We start from the raw sequence: 12,875 nt of genomic DNA on the forward strand, positions 1-12,875 counted from the left end.
AATTCCCGGAACACTCCTATGGCATCCAAAAGAATCCATGTCTTTTATTCCGGCAGGGTCCAAGGGGTGGGGTTCAGGTTTGCCACCGAGGTTGCCGCGAGAAGATTGAAATTAAGCGGCTGGGCCAGTAACCTCAAGGACGGCAGGGTCGAAGTCGTCGCCGAAGGTGAAGAGGCGGCGCTTAAGGATTTCCTTGCCGGCATCACCGAAGAGATGTCGCATTATATCGTCAACGCGGATGTATCGTGGGAACATCCGTCCGGGGAGTTTAAAAGTTTTGGTATAAAATTTTCAGAATAAGGTGAATATGAGCGAAGTCAGAGAACAGATAGAAAGACTTCGAGAAGAGATCCGCCGCCACGACCGCCTCTATTACGTCGAGAACGATCCCAAGATCTCCGACCAGGAATATGACATTCTCCTCAAGAAACTGGAGAAACTCGAGAAAGAGGACCCCGGATCGATAACCCCGGATTCCCCGACACAGCGCGTCGCCGGCGAGCCGGTAGGCGGTTTCGCGGTCGTCGAACACAAGGCCAGGATGCTCAGCATGGATAACACTTATAATCATGATGAGCTGCGCGAGTTCGATGAGCGGGTCAAGAAGAACCTCAGCGGGGAAAGATATGAGTATGTCGTTGAGTTGAAGATAGACGGGGTCTCTGTTGCCCTGACTTATGAGAACGGCAAGTTTACCCGCGGCGCGGCGCGCGGCGACGGTTTCAAGGGTGATGATATCACCGTTAACCTGAAGACGATCAGGTCCATCCCGTTGGTATTGGAACCGCAAAAGGGCATAAAATTCCCGGAATTCATGGAAGTCCGCGGCGAAGTATATATGAAGCATAAGAGCTTCGAAAAGATAAACAAAGAGAAAGAAAAGGAGGGAGAAGAGCTTTTCGCGAATCCCCGAAACGCGGCGGCCGGCTCGCTCAAGCTCCTTGACCCCAGGATAGTCGCGAAACGGGGGCTCGATATATTCATTCACAGCTTCGGATACGCGGAAAGCGCGCATTTCAATTCGCAGTACCAGCTATTGGAGAAGTTAAAGGCGTTCGGTTTCAGGGTCAACCCTGATTATAAAAAATGCGGCGATATCGGCGAGGCGCTTAAATTCTGCGATATCTGGCAGGAGAAGCGCGGGGAGCTGGAATATGATATCGACGGGATGGTCGTCAAGGTGGATTCTTTCGCCCAGCAAAAGAAGCTCGGAGAGACGAGCAAGTCGCCGAGATGGATGATCGCCTATAAATATCCCGCTGAGCGCGTGGAGACGAAATTGCTGGATATAAAGGTCCAGGTCGGCAGGACCGGCGCCCTTACCCCGGTGGCGGTGCTGAAACCCGTCTACGTCGCAGGCACTACCGTCACGCACGCCTCCCTGCATAACCAGGATGAGATAGAGCGGAAAGACGTGAGGATAGGCGACACTGTGATAATAGAGAAGGCAGGGGAGATAATACCCCAGGTCGTCGAGGTCGTGAAGTCGCGACGGACAGGTAAAGAGAAGAAATTTAAGATACCGAAGAAGTGCCCCGCCTGCGCAGCGCCGACGAAGCGCGAAGAAGGGGAAGTGGCTTTCCGCTGCGAGAACGTTTTTTGCCCCGCGCAGCTAAAAGAGAACCTTATTCATTTCTCTTCGCGGGGCGCGATGGACATAGAAGGGCTCGGCGAGGCGATGGTCGACCAGCTGGTCGACAAGAAACTGGTGAAGGATTACGGGGACATTTATTACCTCAAATTTGAGAAACTGCGCGCGCTTGAAAGGATGGGCGATAAATCGGCGCGGAACCTTGTGGACGCGATAGAAAAGAGCAAGAACAACCGTCTCAACCGGCTGATCTTCGCGCTCGGGATAAGGCACGTGGGCGAACATATAGCCGATGTCCTCGCAAAGAGGTTTCATTCGATAGATAAATTATCGCAGCAGGCCCTTGAGGACCTGACAGGGGTCCAGGAGATAGGCCCGGTGGTCGCTGAGTCTATCCGCGACTTTTTCGGAAACCCGGTTTCCAAGAAAGTCCTGGAGAGGCTGGCGAAAGCCGGCGTAAAGATGGAAGAAGAAGCGCCTGCCGGTTTATCTTCAAAGCTCGCGGGAAGATCGTTCGTCTTTACCGGCGAACTTAAGGATTATTCGAGGACCGACGCGGAACAACTTGTCCGGGACCTCGGAGGGACGGCTTCATCGAGCGTCGGCAAAAAAACGGATTTCGTCGTGGCCGGGGAAGGGCCGGGCTCAAAATACGAAAAGGCAAAGAAACTCGGAGTGAAGATAATCAATGAGAAAGAGTTCGAGAAAATAATAAAACCCTAATTTATCCGGATGAAGAGGGTAAAACCCTAATCTATTCAGAGGAAGAGGGTAAAGGAGAAGAGATGAGAGTCGCCTATAAAAAAGCCGTCCTGATCTTAGCGGTGGCGGTGGCAGTTATAAATATGTCGGGTTGCGAGACGTTGAAGAAGAAGTTCACGAGAAAGCAGAGCCCCAAGAAGGTCATGCCGGTCCTGCAGCCGCAGGACTATAAGGGCATATATCCAAATGCCGTTTTATACAGCAACCATTATAATTACTGGCGCACGTGGACCGAGGACCTTATGGATTGCCTTGATACCCAGGGCAGCAACAAGCGCGAGAGGCTTGCCGCGGCGAGGGCAGTGGAAGACCTGCAGAGGATGCAGGACCTCCTTACCGGCGCGAAGAAAGAAGAACTTGCGAAGTATATAAAGTTCTATCAGGGCGTGCAGAAGAAGATGGACTTCGGCCAGCCCGGAAAGGTGGAGGCCTCAAGCATAAGGAGCGACCTCGAGAGCCGCAGGAGAGTGATAATGAGAAAATTCGAGCCTTCAGAGGTCAAGGCGTTCATCCTGAAGGAAGAGGAGCCCATCAAACCGATCCAGATCACGGAGCAGACGCTGCCTAAAAAATGAAATACATATTAAAGGTTTTACCGGTAGGGCCTATCGCGGCAAATTGTTATATATTCGGCTGCGCCGAGACGAAGGAGGCCGTGATAATAGACCCGGGCGCGGACGATAAGGATATAAAGCAGCAGGTGGCCGAATTGGGCCTGTCGCCGAAATGCGTCATAAACACGCACGGCCACGCGGACCATATCGGCGCTAACTCGAAAATGGGGCTGCCGGTATTCATACATGCCTCCGACGCGCAGTGCCTGACGAACCCGATGAAGAATGTCTCGGGGATGATCGGTATCCCGGTCTGTTCCCCGCCGGCGAGCAGGCTGCTCGAGGATGGCGATACTATAGAGGTAGGCAACCTGGTCCTGGAGGTCTTGCATACGCCCGGCCATTCGCAGGGCTCGATCTGCCTCTGGTGCGAAGACGCGGTCTTTACAGGCGACACGCTCTTCGCCGAAGGCGTCGGAAGGACCGATCTTCCGGGAGGGTCTGAAGCGGCGCTTATGAGATCGATAAAAGAAAAACTCTTCACTTTGCCGGACGCCACGAAGGTCTACCCGGGCCACGGTCCCGCGACTACCATAGGCTACGAGAAAGGACATAACCCTTTTTTCTCGGGTTGACGCGATGGAAGATTTTATCAAGGAATTCATGGATTACCTTTCGGTCGAGCGCGGCCTGAGCAAGAATACGCTCGAGTCGTACAGCCGCGACCTGAATAAATACGCCGGATACCTGAAGAAGAAGGGCATAAATAACCTGGATAAAGTAAAACGCCCGGATATCCAGGATTTTATGATGGGGCTGAAGAATGACAAGCTGAACGCGAGCTCGATAGCGCGCAACCTCGTCGCGATAAAAGTATTCCACCGTTACCTGACGAGCCAGCGACTCCTTAAAGAGGACGTCACCTCGGTCATCGAGACGCCGAAACTTTGGAAGACACTGCCGGATGTCCTGGACGAGAAAGAGGTCGAGGCGATACTCGATAGCCCGAACACGCGCCTTAAACAGGGGCTCCGCGATAGGGCTGCCCTCGAACTGATGTATGCGACCGGGATGCGCGTTTCCGAACTCGTTAACCTGAAACTGACGGACATCCATATTGATATGGGATTCGTAAAATGCCTCGGAAAAGGCCAGAAGGAGCGCATAATACCGGTGGGCAGCAAGGCCAAGGAGGCTATCCAGAAATACCTGGAGAAGGCGAGGCCGAAATTTTTAAAGAAAGACGACTCAGGGGCGATCTTCTTGACCCGCCTTGGCAAACCGATGTCGCGCCAGACATTTTGGATGGTCATAAAGCATTACGTCAAGGACGCCAGGATAAAGAAGAGGGTTACGCCGCATACGCTGAGGCATTCGTTCGCCACGCACCTTTTGCAGAACGGCGCCGACCTGAGGATAGTCCAGGAACTGCTCGGCCACGTGAATATCTCTACGACGCAGATTTATACTCACATTAACAAGGAACGGCTGAAACAGATCCACCAAAAGTTCCACCCGCGCCCGTAATGTTTTTTGAAACACGGGCGGGTCCTGCCTGCCGAGCACCTCGTCCCTTTTGCTTCGGGCAAAAGGGCCAAGGGCTCCGTCGGCAGTCACCCGCTTGAAGCAAACAGGAAGTACGTCAAGAATCGAGATTTTTGTCAGTCGCAGCGCGCCGAAAGGCGCAAAAAGGGGTGTTACAGAGGGGAAAGACTGTTTCCCCTCTGTCATATTGGCAGCAATGCGGAAGGAAAAGGAGCAGCCCCCGCTAAATGATGTAGTGGGCGCTGAGGAAAAACCATCAGGGTTTTTCCTCAGGGAGCCCCGCTCTTTAAGAAGTAATTTAAAATTTCCCGCTCGAGAGAGCGGGGCGACGCGCCTGTAGCTCAATTGGATAGAGCGTCAGCCTCCGGAGCTGAAGGTTGTGCGTTCAATTCGCACCAGGCGCACCAAAATAGCAGCAGTGAGCGTAAAATGGCAACTATAATCTCAGGAAAATAAACGAAAGGGGGAAGGGTGATGGTGAAGTATCTGGCGATCTGTTTTGTGTTAATGGTATTGGCATGCGGTCCGGCCTATGCGGCTGAAGATAATGAGGCGGTAAAGAGCGACGCCTGCCTTAAAGAGATAGGTTTCTTCTCAGGATGGGGCACGGCTGACGTCGGGCGCGGCTCCGATACCGAAACGATCAGGAAATACGATAATGTATATCTTTCGGGGCGTTTCGGGTTCAACCTCAAGAAATGCCTGAACTGGAAGATACCGGGCATGTTCCTGTTCATGGTCGAGCCTTTTGCCAACCCGGTGATAAAGCCTTCCTCTAATTATGAGGCCGGCTGCAGTTTCGGCCTTAAATATGCCTACCCGCTTACCTCTAAATTCTATCCTTACATCGAGGGCGGCACAGGCGGCATATATATATCCGAGAGGACGAGGGAACAGGGCTCCCATGCCAATTTCGTGGATCACGCGGGCGCAGGTCTTTATTATTTCGTCAAGGATAACATCGCCCTTAACGTCGGATACCGTTACAGGCATATATCTAACTTAGGCATAGCGAAGCCTAACAGCGGCATTGACACTAATTCGGTGACAGCGGGAGTCTCACTCTTCTATTGACAGATATTATAACGACGCACGCCAACGCCGACTTCGACGCGCTCGCGTCGATGGTCGCGGCGCGCAAGCTCTACCCGGGCGCGCGGCTTGTCCTCCCCGGTTCGCAGGAGAGGGCTGTGCGGGAGTTTATGTCCCTGTGCTCCGACCTCGTCAAGATCGAATATGAAAAGGACGCCTCGCTCGAGAACGTGACGCGGCTGATAATCGTGGAGACGAGGCTCAAGAACCGCATAGGAAAGATGGCCCAGCTCGCCGGGAAAAAAGGCGTGGAGGTGCATATCTATGACCACCACCCGAGGACCGGTGAAGATATTAAAGCCGACAAGGATATTTACGGAAAGACCGGCGCGTCCACTACTATCCTGGTAGACCTGATAAAAGACAGGGAGATAAAGATCTCGCCGCTTGAGGCGACGATCATGGCGCTCGGCATATATGAGGATACCGGTTCGCTCACATTCCCCACTACAACAAGGGAAGATATCGATATGGTGAGTTTCCTCGTCTCTATGGGCGCGGACCTGCACCTCGTATCGTCGTACCTGAGGAGGGAGCTGACCGACAAGGAGCTCAGCCTGCTGGCTCTCCTTATCCAGTCAACAGAGGTGCATGTAATAAACAGTGTCCATGTCGCGATCGCGGCGATAACGAGCGAACAGTACGTCGATGACCTGAGCCTCCTGGCGCACAAGCTCGAAGAGGCCGAAAATTTCAACCTCATCTTCGTGATGGTCCAGACGAGGGATAAAGTGCAGTTCATCGCGCGCAGCGGCCTGCCTTTCGTGAATGTCGCGAAGGTTGCGGCCCTGTTCGGGGGAGGAGGACATCCTTCGGCCGCAGGCGCAGTTATCAAGGATATGAACCTGACAGAGGTAAAATCGAAACTTATAGAATACCTGCGCTCCCATATACATTCCGATATAAAGGCAAAAGAGCTGGTGGCGGGAAGACCGGTCGAGTTGGAGATAGACGAGCCTGTGAGCGCGGCTAGGGAAAAACTGGCCAAGGCCATCTCCGAATATGCGGTCGTCAAAGTTAACGGGCGGCTGGAAGGGATAGCCGCTCTTAAGGACCTCGACAGGGCGGTATCTCTCGGTTTCGGGCACGCGCGCGTCAAGGGCTATATGTCGCGCAAGATCTTTCCCGTGAAACCGGATACCTCGGTTTACGCGATACAGGACATGATCCAGCAGAAGGAAGTGGGCTGCGTTCCTGTATTCGACGGGGGCAACCTTCTGGGGCTTGTCACTAGATCCGATATCCTGCGCGCATTACACGGCAGGCTCTTCGCCGCAGCGTCCGGTGGGGACCTGAAAGAGGAACCCCGCGTCACGGTAAACCTCACACCAAGGATAAAAAAGACGTTCCCCGGCAAGATGGCCGAGTTATTGAGGCTCGCGGGCAGGCTTGCCGAAGAGATGGGATTTACCGCTTTCGCGGTCGGCGGGTTTGTGAGGGACCTCCTGCTGGGGGTAATGAATTTCGATGTCGATATAGTCATAGAAGGCAACGCGATAGAATACGCGAAGAAGCTCTCGAAGGAGCTTTGCGGCGTATATGTATACCACAAGAGGTTCGGGACCGCGACAGTATTCTTTCCGTGCCCGGCCGGCATAGCGCCTTCAAAATCCTCCGGCGGGAAGTTCAGGATAGACATAGCCATGACCAGGACCGAGATATACGAAAGGCCTGCCGCTCTCCCGACGGTAAAGTTCGGCCCGATAGAGAACGACCTTTTCAGGCGGGATTTCACGATAAACGCGATGGCGTTCAGGCTGGGAAGGCAGCATTTCGGGGAATTACTCGACCCGTTCCGCGGCAGGATCGACCTTAAGGAAGGCGTGATAAGGGCCCTGCACGACCTGAGTTTCGTCGATGACCCTACAAGGATCTTCCGGGGCGTCAGGTTCGAGCAGCGCTTCGATTTCAGGATCGAGCCGCATACGGAGAGCCTGATAAAAAAAGCGGTCGGCCTGAAGATGGTAGACAGGACGCAGAAACAGAGGATAAGGGAGGAGCTTATAGCTATCCTCTCGGAGGAGAAACCGCTTAAGGCGGTCAAGCGGCTTTCGGAATTGAATGAATTGCGGTTCATCGACCGCGACCTGACACTAAAAAGCAAAAATATAGAGCTTTTTAGTGCCGCCGACGAGGCGCTGGCATGGTACGATAATATGCATACGGGCAAGAAGCACGCGCTCGAGCGCTGGCTTGTATATCTGGCCGTCATTCTTGATGAACTTGACCCGGCCCGGACAAAAAAGATCTGCGGCGATTTCGTCTTCAGGAAGGCCGACGCGGCAAAACTTATCTCCTACAAAAAGAACTCCGAAAGAGTCCTGGCCGCTTTATCCAAAAAGGAAAAATTGAGGCCTAGCGAGGTCTACGCGCATCTTGACGGGTTTTCGCATGAGGCTATGGTCGCGCTCATGGCAAAGACGCGTTCGCAGGCGGCAAGGCGGCGGATAGTATCCTATATGACAAAATACGCGCACGTGAAGCTCGACCTGCGCGGCGATGACCTCAAGAAGGCGGGGATAGAGCCGGGGCCGCATTTTAAGGAGATCATGAGGAAGACGCTTCGCGCCAAGCTCGACGGGAAGGTAAAGACGAAGGGCGAAGAGGTCGCGTTTGCTGTATCGCATTTCAGGGGGGAAAGATGATAACAGGCGGCAATTACAACACGGAGATAAAATAATGGGGATACGGCCGGAACGCATCGCGAGCGAGATGAGGGACGTGATCTCGGTCATAATAAGCGAGGAGCTAAAAGACCCCCGCATAGGCTTCATCACTGTAACGAGGGTCGAGGTGACGCCGGATATAAGGAATGCGAAGGTCTATTTCAGTTTATTGGGCGGGAAAGAAGATAAGGAAAACGCGGCCGAAGGCCTTAATTCGGCGGCGGGTTTCATCCGCAAGACGCTCGGGGAGAGGATGAGGTTCAAGTTCGTGCCCGAACTGCTTTTCAGGCTCGATGAGTCTGCGGAATACAGCATCCATCTGAACGAGATCTTCGAAAAGATACACAAGGAGAAGGAGAATAAAAATGAGCCTTCCTAAAGTCGTAAACGCGATACGCAGGCATAAGAAGTTCCTTATCTCGGGCCATGTCGACCCGGAGGCGGACGCTATCGGTTCCCAGCTGGCGATTGCGAGCCTCATAAAGCGCCTGGGCAAAGACCCGACAATCATAGACCAGGACTCTCCGCCGATATCCTGTGATTTCATGCCCGGGATAAAATCTATCATATTATGCAAGAACTTGAACAAAAAGGTTTTGAAGGATATCGATTGCGCGCTTATAGTCGACTGCCCTACGCTCGAGCGGACCGGGAAAGTAGCCGAGCTGATCACGCTGGATATGGAAATAGTCAACATCGACCATCACGTAAGCAATGATTATTTCGGGAACGTCAACTGGGTGGACGGAAAAGGCGCGGCCACCGGTGAGATGATATTTGAGCTATTCAAACGCTTCGGCCTTAAATTGTCTAAGGATGACGCGATAAATATCTATTCGGCTATCCTCATAGACACGGGCTCATTCAGGTATACGAATACATCGGCCAAGACACATATCGTCGCGGCCGAGCTCATAAAGAACGGGCTCGATACGAATTTCATATACGAAAGCCTCTTTGAGATGAAGGCCTTCGAGGTCACGCATCTCCTCGGCAGATCGCTCTCGACCGTGGAGAGGAGCGACGACGGCAAGATAGTATGGATGTGGATAACCAGGGAGATGCTGAAGAAGAGCGGCGCCGAGCTCAAGGACGCCGAGAACTTCATCGGTTTTCCCCGGGCAGTGAGAGGCAGTAAAGTGGCGCTCCTGTTCAAAGAGACGGAGGAGGAAGGGCTTATTAAGGTCAGCATCAGGGGAAAGGACGGCGTTGACGTCAACAAGATAGCGATGAAATTCGGCGGCGGCGGGCATGTGGCCGCGGCGGGTTTCAGCATAAGGGCGTCGCACAGGGAAGCCGAAAAGCGAGTGCTGGCCGAGATCTCGAAGCATGTCTGACCCGGACGGCATACTGCTGGTGGATAAGCCCGTAGGCATGACCTCTCACGATATGATCGACCTTATACGGCGCAATTTCGGTATAAAAAAGGCTGGGCACGCGGGTACGCTGGACCCGGCTGCGACGGGCCTACTAGTGATACTGACGGGAAAGGCGACGAAACTCTCTTTGAAATTCATGAGCGGCGACAAAGAATATGAGGCGGTAATAACGCTGGGCAGGAAGACCGATTCGGGAGACGCTGAAGGAAAGGTATTGGCCGAGACCGCTTATGCGCACATAACCGCGGAGAAGATACGGGATGTATTCAAGGGTTTCGAAGGGGAGACAGGGCAGGTCCCTCCGATGTTCTCCGCGATACAGATCAAAGGCAAGAGGCTCTATCAGCTTGCAAGGAGAGGCGAAGAGGTGCCGCGCGAACCGCGAAATATAAATATAAAGGAGTTGAGGATAACCGTGATCGAATTGCCGCTGGTCCATTTTACCGTAAGGTGCTCAAAGGGGACATATATAAGGAAGTTGTGCGACGATATAGGCGACAGGCTCGGCTGCGGGGGGTATCTCTCAAGCCTGCGCCGCACCGCATCCGGCGAATTTGCGTTAAAGGATTCGATAGATATGGCCGGACTGAGATCGATCTCAAGGTCCGGATTGGAAGGGCGATTGGTTAAAATATGAAAAATACGGTCCTTGCCATAGGGATCTTCGACGGCGTCCATATAGGGCACCGCAGGATAATAAGCGCGGCGATACGCGAAGCCAAAAAAAAGCGGGCGGAAAGCGTCATCGTGACTTTCGACCCGCATCCCCTTAAGGTCCTAAGGCCGCATATAAGCGTCCCTTCGATAATGTCGGCCTCGCACCGCCTTAGTCTCATCTGCGCGCTCGGCGCGGACAGGTGCTGCGTCCTCAAATTTGACAGGAAATTCTCAACCCTTTCTCCGCGGGATTTCGCCGGAAAGGTCATTGCCGCCGGATTCAAGGCCTCAAAGGTATTCATCGGAAGTAACTTTGTCTTCGGGAAAGATAACGCCGGCAATGCGGCAGCGCTCAAGGAATTGGGCAGGGAATTTGGTTTTGACGTCAAGGTAGTCCCTATGGTCAGGGCAGGGCGCGAGACCGTCTCCTCGACCGCCATACGCAGGTATATAATAAACGGGAAATTAAATGAGGCTGCCCGGTTGCTGGGAAGGCCGGTCAGCGTTTACGGGACCGTAGTCAGCGGGAAGAAGCGCGGACGGCTCCTCGGGTATCCCACTGCGAATATCGACCCCCACCACGAGGCGATACCGCCGGCCGGGGTCTACGCGGTACGGGTCCGCCGCGGGCGCAGGAGATACGGCGGCGCGCTTTTTATCGGACGGCCGTCGACGTTCGGCGAAACCGAGCCGGTCATCGAGGTCCATATCTTTGATTTCCATGAATTCATATATCACGAGGATATAGAGGTGGAATTTGTCAGCCGCATGCGCTGCGTCCGTAAATTCCGCGACCATGGGGCGCTTATCGCCCAGATAAAGCGCGACGATAAGCTCGCGAGAAAGATCTTAAAAACCGGCTAATAATACTTTACAAAACCGGCCTGCTGTGATATTATATTGTCACATTAGGAGGTAACAAATTAATGACGATCACCACAGAAGCAAAAAAGAGCCTGATAAACAGTTTCAAGAAAAATGACAAAGACACAGGCTCGGCTCCGGTCCAGATAGCCATCCTCACGGAGAGGATCAACATGCTGACCGACCACTTCAAAATCCACAAGAAAGACCATCATTCCCGCCAGGGTCTCCTCAAGCTTGTCAGCCAAAGGCGCAAGCTTCTGGAATACCTCAAGAGAGAGAGTTCCGAGGCTTATACGAAAATCCTGGACAGGCTTGACCTGAGGAAATAAGTCTCTTCACCTTTTCGGAGAGTGTTCCGGAACCCGGTGAAGGTAGGCGGTTTGTTGTATACGTTTAATAAAAATAAAAGAGAAAGAGAAAATGAGTAAAAGATTAGAGACAAAATTAGGCAGGGAGAATTTAATTTTTGAGACAGGCAGGATGGCCAAACAGGCGAACGGCGCCGTGATGGTGCAATACGGAGGGACCGTCGTCCTGGTAACCGCCGTAATATCGAAACAGCCGAGGGAGGGCGCCGACATAGATTTTGTCCCCCTTACCGTCGAATACCAGGAGAAGAACTATGCCGCCGGAAAGATACCCGGCGGATTTTTTAAGCGTGAAGGCAGGCCATCCGAAAAGGAAGTCCTGACCGCGCGCCTTATAGACAGGCCGATAAGGCCGCTTTTCCCGGCCGGGATCTCGCATGAGATTCAGGTAATGGCTTTGGTCCTGTCGCACGACGGGGAGAACGACCCGGATATACTGGCGCTTAACGGCGCGTCATGCGCGCTTGCTATATCGGACATCCCGTTTAATTATTTGATCGGCGCCGCGAGGGTCGGTATGATCGAGGGAGAATTTATAGTCAATCCTACGTTCGCCGAGCTCGAGAAGAGTTCCCTGGATATCGTTGTTGTGGGGACAAAAGAATCTATCGTCATGATAGAGTCCGGGATGAACGAATTGCCGGAAGACGTAGTTTTGAAAGCCATCGAGTTCGGGCACAAGAGCCTCATCGCTTCGATAGAACTGCAGGAGAAGATGAAGGCCGAATGCGGCAGTCCGAAAGGGACGGATTACACAATAAAGAAGATAGATGAAGGGCTGTACAAGAAGGTCAAGGATCTCTCTCTGGGCAAGATAAAGGAAGTCGAGAATAAGGCCACCAAAGAGGAGAGAGAGGAGATGATGTCCATGATAGCTAAGGACCTTATCTCGCAGCTTGTGGTCGAGGGCTCCGAATTGACCGAGGCGGAGGTAAAGAGCGCCTTGGTAAAAGTCGAGAAAGAGGAAGTCAGGCGCACCATCCTTCAGGAGAAGAAGAGGGTGGACGGCCGCGGCTTTAAGGATATACGCCAGATAACCTGCGAAGTAGGGGTGCTCCCGAGGACGCACGGTTCGGCGCTATTTACCAGGGGACAGACGCAGAGCCTTGCGGTTACGACGCTGGGCACATCAGCCGACGAGCAGACGATAGACGCGCTCGAAGGCGAGTCGTCAAAATCATTCATGCTCCATTACAGCTTCCCGCCGTTCTCCGTCGGTGAGGTAAAACCCGTAAGGGGACCCGGACGCCGTGAGATCGGGCACGGGGCTTTAGCCGAAAGGGGTTTGAGACCGATAATGCCCTCGAAAGAGGAATTTCCTTATACGGTAAGGGTCGTCTCCGAGGTGCTGGAATCGAACGGTTCCTCCTCGATGGCGACCGTATGCGCTGGCA

13 protein-coding genes and 1 tRNA gene are annotated in these 12,875 nt (G+C 53.3%); all 14 read left to right on the top strand.

Annotation, left to right across the window (positions count from 1 at the left end; all coding sequences use genetic code 11):
• The first annotated feature begins 18 nt into the window (after positions 1-18).
• Positions 19-300, top strand: coding sequence for an acylphosphatase (locus WC317_05580; GenBank protein MFA5339595.1), 282 nt, complete (start codon positions 19-21; stop codon positions 298-300).
• Positions 301-307: 7 nt separating this feature from the next.
• Positions 308-2,314, top strand: coding sequence for an NAD-dependent DNA ligase LigA (gene ligA, locus WC317_05585; GenBank protein ID MFA5339596.1), 2,007 nt, complete (start codon positions 308-310; stop codon positions 2,312-2,314).
• 62 nt (positions 2,315-2,376) lie between these two features.
• Positions 2,377-2,928: a hypothetical protein gene (locus WC317_05590; protein MFA5339597.1), complete on the top strand. Its 552-nt coding sequence runs from the start codon at positions 2,377-2,379 to the stop codon at positions 2,926-2,928.
• Positions 2,925-3,542, top strand: a complete 618-nt coding sequence (locus tag WC317_05595; protein ID MFA5339598.1) for an MBL fold metallo-hydrolase — start codon at positions 2,925-2,927, stop codon at positions 3,540-3,542. The genes WC317_05590 and WC317_05595 overlap by 4 nt, the downstream gene beginning before the upstream one ends.
• 4 nt (positions 3,543-3,546) lie before the next feature.
• Positions 3,547-4,434 carry a site-specific tyrosine recombinase XerD gene (gene xerD / locus WC317_05600; GenBank protein ID MFA5339599.1) on the top strand — a complete coding sequence of 296 codons (888 nt, stop codon included), beginning with the start codon at positions 3,547-3,549 and terminating at the stop codon, positions 4,432-4,434.
• A 348-nt stretch (positions 4,435-4,782) separates the two neighbouring features.
• Positions 4,783-4,859 (top strand) — tRNA-Arg (locus WC317_05605).
• Positions 4,860-4,926: 67 nt separating this feature from the next.
• The gene (locus WC317_05610; GenBank protein ID MFA5339600.1) at positions 4,927-5,526 is read left to right on the top strand and encodes an acyloxyacyl hydrolase; all 600 of its coding nucleotides are present in this window, start codon (positions 4,927-4,929) and stop codon (positions 5,524-5,526) included.
• The gene (locus WC317_05615) at positions 5,523-8,189 is read left to right on the top strand and encodes a CBS domain-containing protein (GenBank protein ID MFA5339601.1); all 2,667 of its coding nucleotides are present in this window, start codon (positions 5,523-5,525) and stop codon (positions 8,187-8,189) included. The genes WC317_05610 and WC317_05615 overlap by 4 nt, the downstream gene beginning before the upstream one ends.
• A gap of 34 nt (positions 8,190-8,223) precedes the next feature.
• The gene (gene rbfA / locus WC317_05620; GenBank protein ID MFA5339602.1) at positions 8,224-8,589 is read left to right on the top strand and encodes a 30S ribosome-binding factor RbfA; all 366 of its coding nucleotides are present in this window, start codon (positions 8,224-8,226) and stop codon (positions 8,587-8,589) included.
• The gene (locus WC317_05625; GenBank protein ID MFA5339603.1) at positions 8,576-9,547 is read left to right on the top strand and encodes a bifunctional oligoribonuclease/PAP phosphatase NrnA; all 972 of its coding nucleotides are present in this window, start codon (positions 8,576-8,578) and stop codon (positions 9,545-9,547) included. Before rbfA ends, WC317_05625 begins: the two co-directional genes overlap by 14 nt.
• Positions 9,540-10,226 carry a tRNA pseudouridine(55) synthase TruB gene (gene truB, locus WC317_05630; protein ID MFA5339604.1) on the top strand — a complete coding sequence of 229 codons (687 nt, stop codon included), beginning with the start codon at positions 9,540-9,542 and terminating at the stop codon, positions 10,224-10,226. Before WC317_05625 ends, truB begins: the two co-directional genes overlap by 8 nt.
• Positions 10,223-11,110: a bifunctional riboflavin kinase/FAD synthetase gene (locus tag WC317_05635; protein ID MFA5339605.1), complete on the top strand. Its 888-nt coding sequence runs from the start codon at positions 10,223-10,225 to the stop codon at positions 11,108-11,110. Before truB ends, WC317_05635 begins: the two co-directional genes overlap by 4 nt.
• Before the next feature lie 62 nt (positions 11,111-11,172).
• Positions 11,173-11,442 carry a 30S ribosomal protein S15 gene (gene rpsO, locus WC317_05640; GenBank protein MFA5339606.1) on the top strand — a complete coding sequence of 90 codons (270 nt, stop codon included), beginning with the start codon at positions 11,173-11,175 and terminating at the stop codon, positions 11,440-11,442.
• Positions 11,443-11,533: 91 nt separating this feature from the next.
• Positions 11,534-12,875, top strand: a 1,342-nt coding sequence (locus WC317_05645) for a polyribonucleotide nucleotidyltransferase (GenBank protein MFA5339607.1), incomplete at its 3' end; no start/stop codon positions are given.

Source organism: Candidatus Omnitrophota bacterium (assembly GCA_041653595.1).
In the GTDB taxonomy this organism is placed as follows: Bacteria; Omnitrophota; Gorgyraeia; order Pluralincolimonadales; family Pluralincolimonadaceae; genus Pluralincolimonas.